Annotated in this window: 13 protein-coding genes; 5 read left to right on the top strand and 8 right to left on the bottom strand. The window is 54.9% G+C overall.

Features of this window, described 5'->3' with window-relative positions:
• Positions 1-10 precede the first annotated feature (10 nt).
• The 6 genes from typA to leuC all read right to left on the bottom strand — a co-directional run bounded on the left by typA (position 11) and on the right by leuC (position 8,304).
• Complete coding sequence (gene typA / locus G6R38_RS05125; protein ID WP_166820591.1) at positions 11-1,822, bottom strand: translational GTPase TypA; 1,812 nt, start codon at positions 1,820-1,822, stop codon at positions 11-13.
• A 262-nt stretch (positions 1,823-2,084) separates the two neighbouring features.
• Positions 2,085-3,701: a Gfo/Idh/MocA family protein gene (locus G6R38_RS05120; protein WP_206028461.1), complete on the bottom strand. Its 1,617-nt coding sequence runs from the start codon at positions 3,699-3,701 to the stop codon at positions 2,085-2,087.
• A 58-nt stretch (positions 3,702-3,759) separates the two neighbouring features.
• Positions 3,760-4,962, bottom strand: coding sequence for a DoxX family protein (locus tag G6R38_RS05115; RefSeq protein ID WP_166820589.1), 1,203 nt, complete (start codon positions 4,960-4,962; stop codon positions 3,760-3,762).
• Positions 4,963-5,083: 121 nt separating this feature from the next.
• The gene (locus G6R38_RS05110) at positions 5,084-6,211 is read right to left on the bottom strand and encodes an FAD:protein FMN transferase (RefSeq protein WP_166820587.1); all 1,128 of its coding nucleotides are present in this window, start codon (positions 6,209-6,211) and stop codon (positions 5,084-5,086) included.
• A 10-nt stretch (positions 6,212-6,221) separates the two neighbouring features.
• Entirely contained in the window at positions 6,222-6,818 is a 597-nt protein-coding gene (locus G6R38_RS05105) for a 3-isopropylmalate dehydratase small subunit (protein ID WP_166820585.1), read from the bottom strand.
• Positions 6,819-6,882: 64 nt separating this feature from the next.
• Complete coding sequence (gene leuC, locus G6R38_RS05100) at positions 6,883-8,304, bottom strand: 3-isopropylmalate dehydratase large subunit (protein ID WP_166820583.1); 1,422 nt, start codon at positions 8,302-8,304, stop codon at positions 6,883-6,885.
• 203 nt (positions 8,305-8,507) lie between these two features.
• Here leuC and G6R38_RS05095 point away from each other — a divergent pair, with 203 nt between their 5' ends.
• The 4 genes from G6R38_RS05095 (at position 8,508) to G6R38_RS05080 (ending at position 11,122) form a co-directional block, all read left to right on the top strand.
• Positions 8,508-9,296: an SDR family oxidoreductase gene (locus G6R38_RS05095; protein ID WP_166820581.1), complete on the top strand. Its 789-nt coding sequence runs from the start codon at positions 8,508-8,510 to the stop codon at positions 9,294-9,296.
• Positions 9,297-9,375: 79 nt separating this feature from the next.
• Positions 9,376-10,422, top strand: coding sequence for a tRNA pseudouridine(13) synthase TruD (gene truD, locus G6R38_RS05090; RefSeq protein WP_166820579.1), 1,047 nt, complete (start codon positions 9,376-9,378; stop codon positions 10,420-10,422).
• Positions 10,423-10,576: 154 nt separating this feature from the next.
• Positions 10,577-10,801 (top strand): hypervirulence associated TUDOR domain-containing protein, encoded by a 225-nt coding sequence (locus tag G6R38_RS05085; RefSeq protein ID WP_166820577.1) that lies wholly within the window; start codon positions 10,577-10,579, stop codon positions 10,799-10,801.
• Between the two features lie 99 nt (positions 10,802-10,900).
• A complete protein-coding gene (locus tag G6R38_RS05080) occupies positions 10,901-11,122 on the top strand; it encodes a hypothetical protein (RefSeq protein WP_166820575.1) in 222 nt (73 codons plus the stop codon).
• Between the two features lie 31 nt (positions 11,123-11,153).
• Here G6R38_RS05080 and G6R38_RS05075 read toward each other — a convergent pair whose 3' ends face one another.
• Positions 11,154-13,484 carry an ArnT family glycosyltransferase gene (locus tag G6R38_RS05075; RefSeq protein ID WP_166820573.1) on the bottom strand — a complete coding sequence of 777 codons (2,331 nt, stop codon included), beginning with the start codon at positions 13,482-13,484 and terminating at the stop codon, positions 11,154-11,156.
• Between the two features lie 259 nt (positions 13,485-13,743).
• Between G6R38_RS05075 and G6R38_RS05070 the strand changes: the two genes are divergently transcribed.
• Positions 13,744-15,174, top strand: a complete 1,431-nt coding sequence (locus G6R38_RS05070; protein ID WP_166820571.1) for a DUF1501 domain-containing protein — start codon at positions 13,744-13,746, stop codon at positions 15,172-15,174.
• On the opposite strand, the gene G6R38_RS05065 is transcribed toward G6R38_RS05070, so the two are convergent.
• Positions 15,171-16,346, bottom strand: a complete 1,176-nt coding sequence (locus G6R38_RS05065) for an alpha/beta hydrolase fold domain-containing protein (RefSeq protein WP_166820569.1) — start codon at positions 16,344-16,346, stop codon at positions 15,171-15,173. The two genes, G6R38_RS05070 and G6R38_RS05065, sit on opposite strands and share 4 nt — an antisense overlap.
• Between the last annotated feature and the right edge of the window lie 98 nt (positions 16,347-16,444).

Below are 16,444 nucleotides of genomic sequence, written 5' to 3'. Positions count from 1 at the left end.
GCGTGCTGGCTTACTTCCGCGCGTGGCGTTTTCGATCGGTTTCGGTGAGGTGAATCTTCCGTGTCCGGATGACGGCGGGCGTAACTTCTACGAACTCATCGTCTTCGATGTATTCGAGAGCCGCCTCAAGCGTCATCTGTCGCGGCGGTTTGAGCAGAATCGCATCGTCGGCTCCGGACGAGCGGACGTTCGTCAGTTTCTTTTCCCGAATCGGATTCACGACCAAATCGTTTTCCCGAGAGTTTTCCCCGACGATCATACCTTCGTAAACATCTTCACCCGGACCGACAAACATATCCGCCCGTTCCTGCAACTTCCAAATCGCATACCCAACCGCTTGCCCGTTGACTTGCGAAATCAGCACACCATTTTTCCGTCGCGGCACTTCGCCTTCGATGGGACGGTAGCTCTCGAAGCGGTGGTGAATGATGGCTTGCCCACGGGTCGCATTGAGCAACCGTGTTCGCAGACCGATCAACCCACGGGCGGGAATTGAGAACTCCAGGTGTGTCATCCCGGTCGTTCCGGCTGTCATTTCTTTGACCTGCCCACGTCGATTGCCGACGAGTTCCATGACCGGGCCGACATCCTCGGCAGGAACATCAATCACGAGTTCTTCAAATGGCTCGTGCATTTTCCCGTCGATTTCCTTGCGGATCACCTCCGGTTTGCCAACGGAAAGTTCATACTGTTCCCGCCGCATCTGTTCAATTAACACGGAAAGGTGCAACACTCCCCGCCCGGAGACCAAGAAGGAATCTTTGTCTTCCGTTTCTTGAACCCGCAAGGCGACGTTGTGTTCGAGTTCCTTCATCAACCGCGCTCGCAGGTGACGGCTGGTGACGAACTTGCCATCACGACCGGCGAGTGGTGACGAGTTTACCGTAAACAGCATCGAGAGCGTTGGTTCGTCGACGGCAAGCCGCTCGAGAGCTGTTGGTTGAACCGGACAGGCAACGGTGTCACCGATTTCCGGGTCCGGCAGACCAACCAAAGCCACGACATCGCCGGCTTGGGCTGAATCGACTTCGGCTCGGCCAAGTTTGTCGAATGCCTCGACGGCGTCGATTGTAGCCGACTCGTGCTTGCCGTCTTTGCGAATGACGACGACCTTCTGTCCCTTTTTGACTTGACCAGACGTGATGCGACCGGTCGCGATTCGACCGACGTACTCGGACCATTCCAAAGTTGTGACCATGAATTGCAGCGGGCCGTCAGGAGAGACATCTGGACCAGGGACGTGTTCCAGCACCAAATCCAACAGCGGTTCAATGGTCCCGTCGCGATCTGCCGGATCATGAGAGGCGTAGCCATCCCGACCACTGGCGAAGATGTAAGGGAAGTCGAGGGCTTCATCGTCGGCACCGAGTTCGACAAACAAATCAAACGTCTCAGACAACGCATCATCAGGGCGGGCGTCGGGACGGTCGATCTTGTTGACCACCACTAACGGTTTGAGTCCACATTCCAACGCTTTCTGCACCACAAATCGGGTTTGCGGACGCGGGCCTTCGTACGAATCCACAAGCACCAACACGCCGTCGGCCATCTTCAGCACCCGTTCGACTTCGCCGCCGAAGTCCGCGTGGCCTGGGGTGTCGATGATATTGATCTTCACGCCCTTGTACGTGAGGGCAATGTTCTTGGCCAGAATCGTAATGCCGCGTTCGCGTTCCTGGTCGTTCGAGTCCAGAATGCAGTCGCCCGCAAGTTGGGCATCTCGGAACTGTCCGCTTTGCCGCAACAAGGAATCGACCAAGGTGGTTTTGCCGTGATCAACGTGGGCGATGATCGCAATATTTCGGAGTTCGTCGCGTCGCATGGTGGACTTCGGTGGGAAAGCGTTCGGCGGGAAAAGGTCTTCGAGTTCCGCGTAACTCGACGCGGAGACCAATGTACGGTTCTCGACCGCAGTTGGTCGATCTGTTCCGCGAAGTGTATCGCCAGCAAGACGCTTCGGGAAGACGTTAATGGAAACGAAATGAGCAGTCTGAAGCGAAAATTCACAAAAAAACGCCCCTCGGGCTTGCCAAGGGGCGTTTGTAATCAGATTTTTGTCGGTCAGCTGGCTTGGAAAAACCGGTTTAGCCGAACATCTTCTTGACGTCTTCTTCCGGCGTGGCGGGGTTATCGGGATCGAACCATTCCGGTTTGAACTCGATACGTTGCCGATATTTCATGGCGAGATTCGAAGTCAGTGCCATGATGGCGTCGGCCATACCTTGCACGTCGGGACACCGCAGACCTTTCTCCGATTTCGGCACAGGTTTGCCATCAGGGTAATAGGTCGGACCGAGGTTGCGAATGGCCCAGCAGAAGTGTTCCATTTCTTCGGTGTAGCCTCGGCTGACTTTCTCGCCGATTTCACTGGCCGAAACCGCGGCCGCACTCGACGGTGCGAGACTTTCGCTGGTGTCGATGGCCGCTTGGCCGGCTTTGTCTTTGACGACCTGCAGTCGTTTTTCGTACCCAGCTCCCTCTTTGTAGAGCATGACTTTCTGTTCTTGCTCCATGATGAGAGTCGCACGACTGCCGTAAACGTGCTCACCATATGGTTCGAAGGAGTTCGTATTGAGCGACGAATACGTCACAACGACGATGTCGTCTTTGTTGTGCTCGTAATTCGGCCCGGGAAACTCGAAGATTGTGTAAACATGATCGTCGATTTCACGTTTATCGTCCCACTTGTCTTTTGGGCCGAGTCCGGCTCGATTGCCGTTATCGTCTTCCCAGGACACACCGTAGTAGTTCTTGCCACCATAACCAAGGACAGCAATCGGTTTGACTTTACCAAGGAAAATGCTGCATGCATCGAGTTGGTGACTACCCAACTCCGCCATGAGACCTCCGCCGGTTTCGTTGTACAATCGCCAGTTGCCGAGGTGCTCGAAGTCTTGGAAACCGAACTCTTTGAGGTCGATTTTTGACTTCTGCAAGGCTTCCATGTCACTATAGAACGCCTTGGCGGTTCCACCGGTTTTCTTCTGCCAGCTGTCACGATTGGGGAAACTATTGTTGCGATGCCACAACGCCCGAATGTGCTTGATTGTCCCGAGCAATCCATTCTGCACGAGATCATTGGCGTTGTCGTAAAGCACGTTGTAGTGTCGCTGGTGACCGACCGCGAGAAGCTTGTTGTTCTTGCGGGCGACTTTGATCATCTCCTTACATTCACCGATGTTGTGAGCCATCAGCTTTTCGGTCAGCACGTGGAGACCGGCGTTGAGACAGTCAATGGCGATTGGTGCGTGAGCGACCAACGGTACCGCAATGACAACGGCTTCGAGCTCAAGATTGCCATCGGCAACGGCTTTGAGCAATTCCTTGTGGGTATTGTAGACGTGGCCGTTTTTCTTGATTTTCGAGGCGGTTTTCTCCCCAAGAATCTTGTTCAGACCGCGTCGGTGATCGTTGCCGTCACCGGTGAATGCCCGTTCGCGATTGCTGGGACGGAGGTCGGCGATGGCGACAATGTCCATATGAGCGGTTGGGTGCTCGTTGAGCAGCACGCTGCCCTCGTCACCAGTTCCGATCCACGCGACCTTCACCGGATTACCGGAGAGTTCTTGATAGCCGGCGAAGGTTGCTCCTGCAGCAACTGCACCCGCTGCCACACCTTTGCCGAATTGTCGCCGGGTCCATCCGCTGGCTTCGTGGAAATTGTCTTGACCAATTTGTTTCTGTTCAGGAGTCAGCGGCATGATTGCCCCTTTTCAATGAAGTACCAAAGTGTGTGTTCAGTGTCTGAGGTGGTTGGATTTACGAGTTTTCAGCTTTCGCATCGTTTCGATGGAACAGCCGATAGAAAATCCCGTCGACACCGAACCACGTTCCCGTGGGCAGGAACGTCAATGCAAGCAAGGCGACGACTTCGATCAAGTTCTTGTTGACGACAAAAGAGTGTTCCGGACCGAGTGGTGCCGGCACTCCGGGCCATGGTGGGGCCACCAAATAGAATGATAGAACCATTCCCGCGCCGAGCAAGGCGGCAATTCGGGTGAAGAAGCCGGAAATCAGCAGGATTCCCAACACGATCAAGGCCCAAATTGTGAGCATGTCGATCGTGTGAATCTGGCTACGCTGCGGAGGCATTTTCGGCATCGCACGTTGTTCTTCCGACAACAAGCCAATGGCTGCGACCTTCAAGTCCGTATCCAATGCTTTGACGGGGGGAATCAGTTCTTTCTTCAGATCCTGAACTTCACTCCACTTCTTTTTGAGGTGTTCGTGTTCGAAGTCCTGATCCGCAGCGGCGAGTTCTTCCTCATAGGCGGCCAACTTCGTGCGGTAGAGTTCGACCTTGCCGACACGCTCTTCCAGAATGTTTCCTTCGGCGTCTTTGACGACACCGGTCCATTCCGGGTCTTCCTTCAACAGCGTTTCGAGTTGTTCGAGGTAAGCGTCGTTCTCGTACATCCGTTGGAGTTTATCAACGGCCTCGTGGTATTCCGGAGCGGCTTTCTCCGTGATGTACTTCCGGAGGTTGTCGAACCGTGCTGGAACTGGTTCCTGCCCTTTGATGATCGCCAAGCGTCCACCGCCATCCAAATTGGGGCGATAGATGAAATACTTCGGATCGTTGCCTTTGAGTTCGACGGGCCAATCGTTGAGTTCAACGGAGAAGTCATCCGACCCATGCAGCAATTGATCCAATTCTTTCCGTTGATCGTCGTTGAGCTTGTAATGGCTGGCGAAGTCTTCTTTCCAGGACTCCCACCGCTTGGCCATCTTGTTGTAGTTGAGCCAATTCAAGCCATCGGGATCGTCGGCCATGTCACGGAAAACATCCCGAAACGGGCCGATGGCGTTTGAGAGATAACCTGATGCTGTCCAAGGGGTTGCAGTTTCTTGGGTCCGATATTTCCACAAACCCTCGTAGAGAAATTGCCAGCCGATGCACAGTCGCAGTGTCACCAGAAAGAAACCAGCAATGATCGAAATGCGCTTCAAATCGCGGGACACTCAACTTCCTCCGACTTCAGTACGATCCTCGATCGATAGATCAAGACCGCAATATCTTATGATAGAGTCAATCTAGTGAAAATGCTTGGTTCCGTTGGGGCGGGAAACGAACCGAAACCGATTACTCGGAATCGGTCACGGACCCGGTCGGGTTCAGGAAAAGCAACTCATCCGGGAGATTGCAGCGAACCGGTCTGAGTGCGCGTCCCCGGCGGGGTGACGGAATCAGCCAAGCACCGACGTCAGGTCGATTATCACAATATGCTTGGGTTTTTTCGAGTCCTAAGACGAAAAAAGCGGTGGAAAGTGCATCCGCTTCGGCCGCAGTGGGTGCGAGAACCGTCACCGAGACCAGTTCATCCACCGGCCAACCGGTCCGCGGATCGATGATATGACCGTAGCGTTTGCCTTCATGGCGAAAGTGTTGCACGCCCGATCCACTGGTCGATAGGGCTCCGTCACACAGCAGAATCGTGGCCAATCGTTCCGTCGGAAACATGGGGTTGCGTATGCCAACCGGCCAACCTGGGTGTCCGTTGTGCTCTCCGCGTGCGATCAAACTACTGTGACCACCCGAGACCAAAAAACTCTCGAACCCTTGCTCCGTGAGTTCTTCCGCCACGACATCCAGAGCATAACCCTTCCCGATGCCGCCAAGATTCAACTCGACATTCGCGTTCAAATACCGAACGGTTTCACCAGATTCGTCGAATTGAATTTTGTCGATCCCAGAGCGTTCCAGACAAGATTGGATCTCCGGCTCGGTCGGCAGACGGTTCTCTTGTCGACACGTCCGCCACAACGCGATGCACGGTCCGGAAGTCGGATCGAAGGCGTGTTCCGTTTCGTGGGAGATGTCACGGGCTTGGCACAGTAGCCGAAACAAATTTGATTCGACCCGCACTGCCTGAGTAGGAGCGTTGCGGTTGATCTCCGCCAATTCGCTGTCATCGCGATAGACGGTCATCTGGTCTTCGAGCTGATGGACCAAATCCAGAACATCCGAAGCAGCCCAGGCTTCCGCTGTTGATCTCGCGTGGGGTTTGCCATCGTCCGAATTCAGCAACACCGCGAACTCGCACGCCATCGCAGTGGCAGCCACACGAATCGTCGAACCGGCACTGGGTTCCGGACTTTCCGGCGAATCCGTGTGCAGATCGTCCGCAATTTTCTCGCCGTGCCGACGCAACTCATCACGAGCCGCTCGACCGGCAAGAAAATCTCTGCGATTCGGGGCCGAGTCCGTCATGGCCTACCGTCTATGCCGTCTGGAAATGGTTCAGATAAGGCAATTGTCCGGCGGTTTTTTCGATTTCTGCTTTTCCTTCGAGGAGTTGCGAAAGGAAATCGTATTCGCCACTGGTCAACGCGGAGCGGGCACTTTCGGCCATGGTCAGCGGAAATTCGGCGTCACCGCATGAGACGCGTTTCGCCACTAAGTCGATCGTGATGGGCAGCGTTGGCGTTTGTTGGACCATGGATGTCAACGTTTCCAGGTCCGCCCGTTCCAGACAGACGGCCGGAATACCGAGCGACGTGCAATTGCCGAAGAAAATTTCCGCATACGATTCGGCGATCACCGCTTCGACACCCCATCGCATCAACGCTTGCGGTGCGTGTTCTCGCGACGACCCGCATCCGAAATTCCGACCAGAAATCAGAATGGTCGACTCTTGAAAATGCGGATGGTCGAATGGGTGTTCTTTATCTTGCTCGCGATCATCTTTGAACGCATGTTCGCCGAGACCATCAAACGTCACGCATCGCAAATACCGAGCGGGAATGATGCGGTCCGTGTCGATATCGTCGATCAACAACGGAATGCCCTGCCCGCGAACTTGTTCGATTTTAGCCATGATACTTGTCTTGTTTTCTTGTTTGGACGATCAATAAAAGAGTCTTGGGGGCGAAGTCGAAGCTCTACACCGCGGCTGGTTCCAGGAGTTCTCGCACGTCGACGACGTGACCGTTGACGGCGGCCGCGGCGACCATCGCGGGGCTCATGAGAAGTGTGCGACCGGTAGGGCTTCCTTGTCGGCCTTTGAAGTTGCGGTTACTGGAAGAGGCACAAATTTCGCGACCGACGAGTTTGTCGGGGTTCATCGCCAAACACATTGAACAACCCGCATCTCGCCAATCGAAGCCGGCTTCGATGAAGATTTGATCCAGCCCTTCTTGTTTGGCTTGCTCGAGGACTTTCTTCGACCCGGGCACCACGAGTGCTCGAACGCCTTCAGCAACATGCCGACCACGAGCGACTTCGGCAGCTTCCCGCAAGTCGGAAATACGACCGTTGGTGCAAGAACCAATGAAGGCCACGTCGATCGACGTTCCCTGGATCGGTTCCCCTTCATGGAGATCCATGAAGGTGAATGCCTCGGACGCGCCGCCGCGTTCTTCGGCTTCAAAGGAGTCCAACGTTGGCAGTTTTTCCTTCACGCCAACCGATTGACCGGGGTTGATGCCCCAAGTGACGGTGGGTTCGATCTGCGAACCGTCGATTTCCACCACATCGTCGAATTCCGCATCCGGACCGGAAGCCAAACTCAGCCACCACTCGGCGGCTCGATCGAATTCTTCACCGGTCGGCGAGTACGGTCGTCCCCGTAAATACTCGATGGTGGTTTCATCGGGATTGACGTAACCGCAACGGGCACCGCCTTCGATGCTCATGTTGCACACGGTCATGCGTTCTTCCATCGTCATGCGGTCAAACACTTCGCCGCTGTACTCATAGGCATAACCGATCCCACCCTTAACCCCAAGTACACGGATGATGTGCAACGCCACATCTTTCGCGAACACACCGGGTTGAAGTTCCCCCGTGACTTTGATCTGTCGGACCTTCGGGCGTTGCAATGCAAGTGTTTGTGTGGAAAGCACATAGGCGACTTGACTGGTGCCGATTCCCAATGCAATGCTGCCGAAGGCACCGTGCGTGCTGGTGTGGCTGTCTCCGCACACCAATGTGAGCCCAGGTTGCGTCAGTCCGAGTTCCGGACCAACGACGTGCACAATTCCTTGTCGATCCCCTTTCAGATCGAACAACTCCACACCGAATTCCCGGCAGTTGATTTCAATTTGCGACATCATCTGTTCGGCTAACGCGTCAGCGAACGGACGAAGTTGGTTGTCGGTGGGAACGATGTGGTCAACGGTGGCAAAGGTGAGTTCCGGATGCAACACGGACAGGTTCCGCTCGCGGAGCATCTCGAACGCTTGCGGGCTGGTCACTTCGTGAATCAAATGGCGACCGATGAACAATTGGGTTTGCCCGGACGGCAATTCGCGAACGGTGTGGTTGTCCCAAACTTTGTTGAACAGGTTGCGTGAGTCAGTCATCTTGTTGAGTTATCCTCTGGATATTCGGTGAAGGCTCCATCATATCGTGCCGACGACCTTTCCGACAACACCTCAGAATATCGGAATTTGTTCGCGGGCGTTTCTGTGTTGAGTTGACGATTTTGCGGACGAACGTCATGTTGGGCGGACACGCCTCGACGTGCCCATGTTCGCCTTAAGCTTTGACGACGAAATGATACCCAATGGCAACTGATGCATATGTTAATCAACTGTTCGGTTTGGATGGCCTCAATGCGGTCGTGATTGGCGGGACTGGCGTCCTGGGGGGCGGTTTTGCCGACACCCTGGCCGCCGCGGGAGCGCATGTGTTCGTCGTCGGTCGCAGCGAAGAGCGGGGCGAACAAGCCGTCAAGCGAATTGAAGCCGCTGGTGGAAGTGCCGAATTTTACGCCGCCGATTCCACAAAACAAGAAGACCTCGAAGGTCTCGTGCAACTCTTGAAAGATCGTGGCCAGGAACTGCACATTTTGATCAATGGTGCTGGCACGAATTCCGCGACGCCTTTCCTCGAAATCGACGACGAGGAATGGGAACGCATTATGAACATCAATTTGCGTGGTGTTCGGTTGTCGTGCCAAGTCTTCGGAAAATTCATGTTGGACTCGAAAACCAACGGATCAATCATCAATATCGCTTCGTTGTCGGGGATTACCGCGCTTTCACGGGTTTACACGTATTCCGCGTCGAAAGCGGCTGTGATTAACCTCACGCAGAATTTGGCCCGCGAATGGGCCACGCAGGGGGTGCGAGTCAACGCGATGTCCCCCGGGTTCTTCCCAGCCGAACAGAATCGCAAGGTTCTCACGCCAGATCGTGTGGCGGATATCATGAAGCACACGCCGGCCAACCGATTTGGCGATCCAGACGAATTGGCCGGGGCGTTGCTGCTGCTGGCATCTCCGAAGGCGGGAAGTTTCATCACCGGAGCCAACATTGTTGTCGACGGCGGTTTCACGGCTATGACAATTTGAAACCGCATCGCGTTCATGGGGAAACCACTGTGCAGGTGGAATTCCCCTGCGGACGCATCTTTACGAAACACCACCCGCAATGGCGAACAACGACCCCCTGCCCTATCTGACCACCGATCTTCCGGGGATTTGCGGTGTGCTGAAGCAGGAACCCGAAGACTTCGTTGTCGAGGAGATTCCCGTTTATCAGCCCAGTGGAGAGGGCGAGCATCTTTTCCTTTGGGTCGAAAAACGCGGAGTCGCTGCGGAACAACTTTCGCGACACATCGCTCAAACGCTCAGTTTGAAGCCAATCGACGTTGGCGTGGCTGGGCTTAAAGATCGTCATGCCGTGACGCGACAGTTTGTGTCCGTGCCAGCGAAATCGTGCCCAAACCCGTCGGTCTTGGAAACCGATGACATCCGCATTCTGCAAGCCGATCAACATACCAACAAACTGAAGACCGGACACCTTCGCGGGAATCGGTTTGAAATCGTGTTACGGGACACTCATGCCGATGCCGTGAAATTGGCCGAACCGATTGCCAAACGGATTTCCGCTCTCGGATTTCCGAATTATTACGGCGAACAACGGTTTGGTCGCGATGGCGAGAACGTCAGTTTGGGCATTCAACTTCTGCGAGGTGAGAAGACGGCCGACGACATTCCGCGGCCCCGTCGCAAGTTTCTTCTGCGGTTCGCACTCTCTGCCGTGCAATCCGACCTGTTCAATCAGGCTCTCGCGAATCGGTTGACGGATCAGTTAATTGACCGCGTGTTGGAGGGCGACGTGATGCAAGTTGTCACGACCGGTGGCGTTTTTCTCGTCGATGATCAGCCCGCTGAACAAACCCGATTCGACGACGGAGAAACGATGACGACCGGACCCATGTTCGGTCCGAAAATGCGACAGCCGACCGGCGAGCCGGCGGAACGGGAAACTCAGGTGCTTCAGGCCGCTGGTCTCGACGAAACGTTCTTCCGCCGCTTCGCAAAACTGACACCAGGTACTCGGCGACCGTACTTGATTCGACCGCAAGATTTGGAATGCGAAGCCATCGAGAATGGTTGTCGATTCCGGTTTTCGCTTCCGAGTGGAGTCTACGCCACGACGTTGCTTCGCGAGTTTCAAAAGACCCCATGCTAGACCATCACCGAGTCCGATGTGGTGGATGGTTCTCATATTTGCTGGGGAAGATCTCGCCGAAACGGCAATGCTAATTGAAACCCACTCTGATCCGCCGCTTGACGACAATCCTAGAATTTGGAAATCGAACATCACCCAATGAAGGATTTATCCGATGGCCAAGAAGAAACGATACGAAGAAGGCGAACGTGTGAAGTGGAAGTGGGGAGACGGTCACGGTCGGGGAACCGTGGAAAAGGTTTACACTCGCAAAGTCACTCGCAAGATTGCCGGCAGCGAAGTTACACGGAATGCCAGCGACGATGAACCCGCCTACTACATCAAACAAAGCGATGGGGATGCTGTTCTTAAATCCCACAGTGAAGTGACGAAGGCGTGATGAGGCCGAAACCGGTCGATCTCGGTTTTTTGTGGCAACTCGCAGTCGGCTACGTTATCATAAGCGATTGAAATACACCGACCGAGTGGAGTTGCTGTCATGGAAAACTACCAAGAATTGAGTCTGCCATTCGTGGATGAGGAGCCTTCAATTCAGGTCGAACCGGATTTGACCATCGACGAGACCTGTGAATTGATTTCGCTCAATTCCGATGGCATCAACATCGAGTCCGAGACCGCATTGCATGATGAGTTGAGACTTCATCGCCGGTCAGACTCGGAACACCGGGAATGGTTGCAGATCCATTTCGACGTGCAGTGATGCTGGCGTTGGTTCGCTCCGCGTGAGTCACTCAACGAACCGGGTAGAGTAAAGTTTGGACCAGAAGCGGTCCTCGATCGGTTGGAGTCACGAGGTGTCGCTCCCAACCCAACTCCGTGATTTGTTGTCGTTGAGCTTCGGAAATCTGGAACCAACCCGCGTTTCCGATCGCCTGTGGGGAACCGAGAACGTCTGCCGCTTGCAAGGCATCGAACACGGAAGGTTCGATCGCCGGACTGTACCCGTAAGTGGCCCGGTACCGCAGAATCTCACCCCAATCTACCAGAATGTGGGTGATCCCCTCGTCTGCCAACGTCTCTCGAATCGTGCGGGCCGGTTTCATCGTGAGTGTCTTCGACGAATTCGAGAAACCATCGAAGACCCACGTTCCGAAGATCGATGTGTTGAAGACGGTTTCGTAGCGGATCGGGAATTGTGCGTCGAAGACTTCCGCATCACCGACCGAAAGCACCGAGATCTCAGCGGGGAGTTCACCACGTTGAATTTGTTCGTTGATGAACTGGATTGATCCGGCTGTCTGACGAGCGGCTTCGGCACGGGCTGCTGACAAATCGCTCAAGTATGGGAGTCGTGTTCCGTAATGAGGGGCGACGGCCAAGTGATGCACCCAGGTGAAGGTGGCGAAGATGCCAATCGTCACCATCCAGATCTTTTGCCGGCTCCACGTTCCTCCGATGCCCGCCAGCACTGCGACTACTGGTAACATGGGAATCCAAAAGCGATCGATGCGGTGCGTGAGTGCCCACCAACTTAGGATGTACCAAGCCACATACACGCTCAAGGCAATCAAAACGGTTCGGAACCATGGGGCCGATGATGTTCGACGCAATCGCAGAAATGCCAATGGAGCCAGCGCAAACAGCAGGACGCTCAGGCCATTGCTTCCCACAATGGGTTGAAGCAGCCAACCTGGGCGACCGTTTTCGAAGACGAACATGCGGCCGATCTCGAATTCCGGCGGACTGTGGGCGGCGGTCCATTGAGCGTTGCGTTCGGCATCCCAGAAGTCACCACCGAAGATATTCCACGCAAGCGGATACACCGGGTTGCCGGTCTGAACCGTGTTTTTGATCAACCAGGGGCCCACCGTAATGATGACCCCGAGCGAATAGAGTCCGATCGCACGAACCAAGCTCCGCAGACGTGACGTGGTTTCGTCGCGTCGAACAAAGCCAAAGATCATCCCGACCCCAATTGGCAGGACGACGGAAATTAACGCCGGATATTTGCAGGCCATTGCACTACCCGCTAGCAGACCGGTGATGAAAACTAACCGCAAATCCGATTGTCGAGTGGCGAGTATTCCGCAATGAATTGACACGATCACAAAGAACGACAGGGCTCCTTCGACGTAAGCCGTCGAAGCCATCGTGGTCGACCACGGAATCGTCAGGTAAACAAAAGCCGCCGCCCATCCTGCGACTTCGCCACACCATCGTCGCGCGGATGCAAAACACGCCAAACCAGTCAACGGGACGAAGCCCATTAACACAGACTTTCCGACGAGCGCTCCAGTGAACCAATCACCGCGAAGCGTCATCGAAAACAAAGAAAGCATTTCCGTCAGAAAGGGAAAGGCGGTGTAGACATTGTGTTCCAGAAATGTGATCTGCCCGTTTTGGTACCACTCTTTCGGCCCCTGCAAGTGGTACTCTTTGACGTCGAAGACCGTCGATGGCAGCACGGCGGCCCAGAGCATCAGAATGACAAACGGAGTCAACGCCGCCAGCATCAACCCGCGTCGCATCGTGCGGGCGTCGATTTCGCGTCGTCCATTTGAAGGCTGTTGGCGTTTGGAGGGTTTCGCAGGTGATGTCTCACGATGAGAGGCTCGTGATCGCCATCGGCAAATCAATTCAGAAGCCACAACCAGACCTGCCAACGTTACCGCCATAAATTGAGTCAACTGCCCTGCCAATCCGGCGAGAAGCGTGAGGAGCGACAAAAATGAGATCCCAATTCCACTGGTGAAGACAAGTCGTTCGCATCGATCGATGTTCAATCCAGTGTTGCCGCGTCCGAGCAATCTCATGACAAGACAACCGATTGCCCAAGCGGTGAGCCACACGAATGCCGCGAGGAGCCAAAGTCCAATGCGTTGTCCGAAGAACTCCCAACCGGCCGGAATTCGCGTCTCGCCGAGTTTGCCGTAGCAGAGGATGACAACGGTATCGAGAAACGCATTGGGCGTTTCTTTCCAGAGATCGAGTCGCGTAAGCTTCTCGGAGTTCTCGATGGTGCGTGTCACATAGAAGGTGACGAATCCAATGACCCAGGTGAATGCCAGTGCAAGCAATGCGGGACTCGGGACGGTCTTCGTCTCATCGGCTGCTGTGTTCACCGAGACTCCCGGTTCGGAATTTGACTATCAATTTGCGAGCACTAATCGAGTGAGAAACTCGCATTCCGGCTTTCCGGCGTAAGTATATCGCATCCTCTCGCAATCTCCCACCGATCGGTTGGCCGGGAACGACATTGCTCACGGGTATCGGATGCTGTCGAACTCGCGTCCCTTTGATTATTGTTGACCGGTGAAAAATCGAGCGACATACTGATAGAAACACATGTCGCCTGAAAGTGCTCTGAAGGGATCGTCTCGCATGTCAACCTCACCACCTCGCTGCGCCGGTCCTGTCACTCGCCGAAGTTTCCTCCAGTGGGGCACGCTTGGTTTGGGCGGTTTGAGTCTGGCCGACCGCTTGCGATTGCAGGCGTCCGCGAATGAGACGGCTTCGAACCGGCAAGAGACCTCGATCATTTTCGTGTGGTTGCCAGGTGGTCCACCGCACATGGAAATGTACGATATGAAGCCCAACGCTCCGCTCGATTATCGAGGAGCGTTTCATCCGATTTCCACGAATGTGCCAGGGTTGGATGTCTGCGAACATATGCCGCTGCATGCGAAATGTGCGGACAAATACAACATCATCCGTTCGGTCGCCCACGAGTTTGCCGATCATGGCGGCGGACACAAACGGTTTCTCACCGGTCGAAAACCCAAAGAGCCCACCGGTTTCGTGAATGATTCCCCCGCGGTTGGTTCGGTCGTGGCGAGAATGCGTGAGCAACACAACACGGGTCTTCCGAACTACGTGACCGGAACGAACGCGGGGCGAGCCGGCGTGGACACTTACAGCTTCGGGGCAGCTTATCTCGGGCCGTCCTATGTGCCATTCAATGTTCCGGGTGATCCGAGTGACGAGAAGTTCGAAGTCAAAAACCTATCGCTGCATCCATCGTTGTCGGATCGGCTCGATGATCGGATGCGATTGCTGAGAGGGTTCGATGAACTTCGACGGGACATCGACCAGAGTGGGCTGATGGACGCGACCGACGAATTCACCGGGAAGGCTTTGGGATTACTGACCAGTGATCGAGCGAGGAGTGCGTTTGATCTTTCTCAAGAACCGGACTCGCTCCGCGATCGCTACGGTCGACACGCCTGGGGACAACGGGCACTCTTGGCACGACGCCTCGTGGAAGCTGGTTGTAGTTTCGTGACGATGGTCATGGAAAACCCCTACCAGTCTGGCGTGAAGTGGCTCAATCAGGGAACGTACAACTGGGATTCGCACGCCGTCAATTGTCACATCTTCGATGATACCAAGTTGCGACTTCCAATTTACGACCGCGCCGTCACCGCGTTAGTGGAGGACCTGCACGATCGCGGTCTGACAGAGAAAGTGATGCTCGTCGTGACGGGAGAATTCGGCCGTACGCCCCGCATCAACAATCAGAACGGGACCAAAACGAAGACGATGCAGCCCGGTCGTGATCACTGGCCACAAGCCATGAGCATGCTTGTCTCAGGCGGCGGAATGCAAACTGGTCAGGTGATTGGTTCGACCACATCCAAAGGCGAACGGCCCAAGGATCGGCCGCTGACTCCGAACGACTTGTGGGCCACGGTCTATCGCCATCTCGGTATCGATTACGAAACCACATTCCCCAATCGCAGCGGCCGCCCGATGCCAATTCTTCCCTTCGGGGAACCCATCACAGAGTTGTTGCCGGGGCGTGAACTCGTCTAACCAAAATGCTTCTTTAGGAATTTCACGGTGTAATCCCAACGCCGATTGTAGAAGACGCGATCCTCTTCGTCCTCAACCGTGAAGACTTCACACTCAACACCGACCTTATCCGCGATCTTCTTCAACTCCAGACCGAAGATTGGATGGTGAATCCCGTCCATAGCGTTTTGCTCCGCAATGCGGGGATCCCGCGACCGCCGATAGAAAAATAATATTGGCGGTGCGTCGGCACTGAAATGCGTGAGAGGCGAGCATTCTTCAATGGTCCGAAATTTCTCCTCACTGATCTCGTTGATCGTCTCGGACGTGTAGCCAAACAGCTCTTGTAAACCGTCCCCTTTCCAAGCGTCGCCTGGAATGTGTTCCTTGATCCAGCGAAGGTCGTAAGACGTTTGTGCGTTGAGCAAAATTACCGCCGAAACCCGAGTTGACTCCCGGAGAACGGGGTCGGTTGCGTTGGCGTCCGCAAGGTCTTCGTGAAAGGCCAGCCACTGAGAGAGACCCGAACCGGCTGACCCCCCGCCAACAGCGATTCGTTCTTTGTCGATATTCCATTTCGCGGCGTTGCGTCGGATAAACTGCAATGCTCGTGCACAATCATGGAAGCACGCCGGAGCAAGGGCGTGATGACTCAAGCGATAATTGAGCGAGACATAGTGGATACCGTGATCGGTAAAGGAGCTTGCGAATAGACCACCTTGCGACTTATCTCCACTTCGGAAACCTCCGCCGTGAATCCAGATCATACACGGGGCCGGTTTCGAGTCGTCCGTTTTCGTCTGGTAGATGTCAAAGACGTGCCGTTCGTGGTCGCCATAACGCACATCTGGAAAATCGGGTTTCACCTTCCGACCAATACCGGTTCGCATGAAGGAATTCAGCGGGCGGTCCGTTGCGGGCTGCGTGCGGTCGCCACGCAATTTGGCCACGCGGGCTCGGAATTCCTTGAGCGTTTTCGCGGCTTCCTTCAGGACAATCACACCATCGCCGTCGGCATCCAATCGCTCGAACAATCGGTTGGGACCGGAAAACTCGGTCTGTGTCAGTTTGCCGTCGCCGTTCTTGTCATCGAGCGTCATCCGCCGAACGAAACGATCGTCGTTGTTCTGTGCGAATACGATCGAAAATGGCAACATCGCAATGATGATCGCCGCTACAAACCGAGTTGCCATCTCAGACTCCCAATGACCAACGTTTCCGATCGAGCGCTGTGACCTGCACGATGTAACACCGATCGTGAGTAAGAAGTGTCGCAACACTTTCGACAAAG

This window comes from Thalassoroseus pseudoceratinae (assembly GCF_011634775.1).
GTDB classification, from domain to species: Bacteria; Planctomycetota; Planctomycetia; order Planctomycetales; family Planctomycetaceae; genus Thalassoroseus; species Thalassoroseus pseudoceratinae.
This window is presented reverse-complemented; position numbering and strand designations above follow the sequence as displayed.

Excerpts from the sequence above, each read along its gene's own strand:
- G6R38_RS05110 (WP_166820587.1), bottom strand. The coding sequence starts at position 6,211 with ATGACGGACTCGGCCCCGAATCGCAGAGATTTTCTTGCCGGTCGAGCG.
- G6R38_RS05085 (WP_166820577.1), top strand. The coding sequence starts at position 10,577 with ATGGCCAAGAAGAAACGATACGAAGAAGGCGAACGTGTGAAGTGGAAG.
- G6R38_RS05120 (WP_206028461.1), bottom strand. The coding sequence starts at position 3,701 with ATGCCGCTGACTCCTGAACAGAAACAAATTGGTCAAGACAATTTCCAC.
- G6R38_RS05105 (WP_166820585.1), bottom strand. The coding sequence starts at position 6,818 with ATGGCTAAAATCGAACAAGTTCGCGGGCAGGGCATTCCGTTGTTGATC.
- G6R38_RS05070 (WP_166820571.1), top strand. The coding sequence starts at position 13,744 with ATGTCAACCTCACCACCTCGCTGCGCCGGTCCTGTCACTCGCCGAAGT.
- G6R38_RS05095 (WP_166820581.1), top strand. The coding sequence starts at position 8,508 with ATGGCAACTGATGCATATGTTAATCAACTGTTCGGTTTGGATGGCCTC.
- G6R38_RS05080 (WP_166820575.1), top strand. The coding sequence starts at position 10,901 with ATGGAAAACTACCAAGAATTGAGTCTGCCATTCGTGGATGAGGAGCCT.
- leuC (WP_166820583.1), bottom strand. The coding sequence starts at position 8,304 with ATGACTGACTCACGCAACCTGTTCAACAAAGTTTGGGACAACCACACC.
- truD (WP_166820579.1), top strand. The coding sequence starts at position 9,376 with ATGGCGAACAACGACCCCCTGCCCTATCTGACCACCGATCTTCCGGGG.
- typA (WP_166820591.1), bottom strand. The coding sequence starts at position 1,822 with ATGCGACGCGACGAACTCCGAAATATTGCGATCATCGCCCACGTTGAT.
- G6R38_RS05065 (WP_166820569.1), bottom strand. The coding sequence starts at position 16,346 with ATGGCAACTCGGTTTGTAGCGGCGATCATCATTGCGATGTTGCCATTT.